Source organism: Bianquea renquensis (genome assembly GCF_014384895.1).
Classification (GTDB): Bacteria; Bacillota; Clostridia; order Lachnospirales; family Bianqueaceae; genus Bianquea; species Bianquea renquensis.
On sequence record NZ_JACRSQ010000068.1, the window covers coordinates 1 to 3,108 of the forward strand.

Annotated in this window: 2 protein-coding genes; both read right to left on the bottom strand. The window is 55.3% G+C overall.

Features of this window, described 5'->3' with window-relative positions; genetic code table 11:
• A partial coding sequence (locus tag H8730_RS17120; RefSeq protein ID WP_249290263.1) for a DUF7601 domain-containing protein occupies nt 1-2,250 on the bottom strand: 2,250 nt, incomplete at its 3' end.
• A 182-nt stretch (nt 2,251-2,432) separates the two neighbouring features.
• A partial coding sequence (locus tag H8730_RS17125; RefSeq protein WP_249290264.1) for a DUF6273 domain-containing protein occupies nt 2,433-3,108 on the bottom strand: 676 nt, incomplete at its 5' end.

Below are 3,108 nucleotides of genomic sequence, written 5' to 3' on the forward strand. Positions count from 1 at the left end.
CTCCAGCGTAACGGTGAAGGTGAGGGTGTAAACGGTGTTGTCATACGTCCAACCCTCCGCGCCGGTGTTTAACTCGGAGATGGTATAGGTATATACACCGGGGGAAGCAAAGGAAAAGGCGCCGCCTTCTATCTCGCCGCTGCCGATGCGGGCGACGGTTTTGGTATTCCCGTTGCTGCCCTCCGGCATGGGCGCGTTGTTCTCGCCTTTCAGCAGGAATGAAAACTCCGTTTCGGGCGGATTCTCGCCCTCCACCACCTTTTCAATGATGGGCGGATCAATTTCTACAGGCGGGATGTAGGTGTTCTTGATGGTATACCCGTCATAGCTGGGGATAAAGCCCGTTATTGGCGCTTCCTCCACGGTGTAGGCGATCTCGTTCCCGTCCGCGTCGTATTTGGGCGCGGTAAAGGTATAGTGCCACTTGCTGCTTTCGTCTGGGGTGACGGTGATTTCCTCCACGAGTAAATCCCCGTTTTTGAGCCGCACGGTGATGGATTCCGGCAGGGCCACGTCATGGCCGCCCAGCTCCCACGTCTTTTCGCCCTCGATTTCGGTCTGCACCTCACCTGTATAGGTATTGGCAGCGGTAACGGTGATCGTCTGGCCGGATAGAGCGGTTCCCGCGCCGTTTTCCATCGTGAGGGCGTAGCCGTCCGAGGAATAATCGTCCTCCCGTACCTCATACCTTGCGCCTGTCGGGAGTTCAAATTCTTGGCTTTCGCCAGATTTTAAAGTAAACTGCGTTTCTGTGCCGTCTATGGTGAGGGTAAAATGAAATCCCTTGTTTTCATCTGCCTCCGGGTACTCGCCCGCCAGCTTCTTGGTGATGATAAGGGTGGCCGGCTGCTCCGGCACCTCCGGTACGCGGTTCTGGAACAAGGCAAGGGCGTTTTCGCCGCCCACAATCTTGCCGGAGATTTCCTCAATCGCTGGGAGATACCCCGCCGTGTCGGTTTCTTTCACGGTATAGGTGATATCATCGGGCAACCCTTCAAACACGGCCTGTTGTCCTGCTTTCAGTTTCAAAACGCTGCCGCTGGTAAGCTCCTGCGGCTCGCCGCCGTCGATAGAATAGGAATAAGTGCCGCCGTCCGAGAAGGTAACTTCAAAGGTGAATTCTTTCTCCGGTTCGGCATTGTCTCCCACGACCTCTTTGCTCACCGCCAAGCTGCCGGATTCCGTAGGGGTCTGATAGACGTTGATGAAGGGAAGCATAATAGTCTCGTTGCCGGTAATCTGCCCGGTGTATTCCCGTACTGTGGCGGCATATCCTTGCGCCGTGCAGTCGGTTTCGGTGATGGTGTAAGTCGTCCCAACCGGCAGATCAGAGAAGGTTTTGCTCTCGCCATGCTTTAATACAAAGATTTCCGTTTCCCCATTTATCACAGCGGTAAAGGTAAATTCCTTCTGTAAATCCGCGCCGTCGCCTACGACCTGTTTGGAAACGGTCAGGCTTCCCGTCTGGCTGGGGGTGTAGGTGTTGGTAAACCGCGCCGCGCTGCCCGCTTCGGTGATAGTCCCCGTGTGGCCGGTGCCGGACATGGCATAGCCGGGCATAGGCTGTTCGGTGACGGTGTAGGTTACCCCCACCGGGATTTGCTCAAATACGGCGCTTTGCCCGTGCTTGAGAGTGAGGGCGCCGCCGCTAGTAAACTCCTGCGGCTCGCCTCCGTCGATAGAATACGAATAGGCACCGCCGCCGGAAAAAGCGACGGTAAAGACAAATTCCTGCGCTTTCTGCTCGTCCGTAAGGGGCGAATCGTCCGCATTTCGGACGGTCTTTTCAATGGTGAGCGCCCCTTGCAGCCGGATATTGTACACCGTGACAACCACCGTTTCGGTTTCGTTCCCAGTGACGACGAAAGGATAGCGGGTAAGCTGTTGGCCCTTCTCGTCGGTATCGAAGGCAAAACCGGGAACCGGGGAGGATTCTTCAAAATAGTATTCGCCCGGCTTCAGGGAAACGGAGATTGTTCCGTTTTCATCGGTAACGTACCGGCCGCCGATCTGCGCACCGTCCTCGGCAAACAGATAAAACGCCGCGCCGGGGACGGGGATTTCCGTTTCCGTGCCGTCGGGCAGTTTTTCCAGCTTGAGAAGCTCCACCTGCCGGAGAATCTCGCTCTGTGCTTCGTTTTTGGCCGTCTGGCCGAGGCTTTGCCAGCCCAGCGTGCCGGTGATAAGGCTGGAAAGAAGGAACACAGCCGTCAGGAGCATACTGACCGACCGATATATCCCTGCTCGCATGGCAAAACCTCCCTTCCGCTTAAAAGTTCTTTTCGTTTATCCTTCTGCTCTCTGCCATGCGCTCTCCAAAAAAGGAAAGCGTATGGCAGGGAGCAGGGGCGGCATACCACCGCCCTGTTCCCTTTATGGCAAAGCCCGTGCCGTGTCTCATACAAGCACGGCATGCCGTTCCTTCTAAATGCTTAGTCCGCCAGATTCACCCACAAAGCAGGACGCACGCCGAGCCTATAAGTGTGGTAATAGTGGCTAGAGGCATCACCATTCGACATAGCGCACACCGCTAGCTCGCCGGAAGTGCGGCGCGGCGAACGCAGCCAATAATACGCGCTGATAGTCGTATCGCACTTCCTCATATTTACGTCTGTTACCAACTGGCTTGTTCCGTAAGTGTAATCCCTCGCCTCACTGGTCAACGTACCGTTATGGGTTCCGAACAAGTCGGCCTCGGAAAGCAGGAATACCTTGTCCTGAGTAGTAGTCCAATCCTCTGCATTGTACTCGCTGCGGGTGGTAATATCCGTTTCTACCACATAGTTTCCTAGAACAGATAAGCTGTCCGTCAAATAGGTTCCATTCAACCATGTCCGTGTGCTGCTGGTTTCCCAATCGTTTTTGCCACTGCCTGCTACCTGATATGTGCCGTCAAACACATCTGCACCGTCTATCCCGAATGTCGGCTCCATTTCCTTTGCCCAAATCAGCGCCTTGTTGCCGTCCCTTGCCAGCAGGTACCAGTCTTTTCCGTCAATCGTCACCGTTTCCAGCGTGCCCGGCGTCATACTGCCGAGACCCGTTGTATCCCAGCTTGACAGCACTGTTACGCTGTAGGTTGCAAAGGTGGTATTATCCACTGTGGAA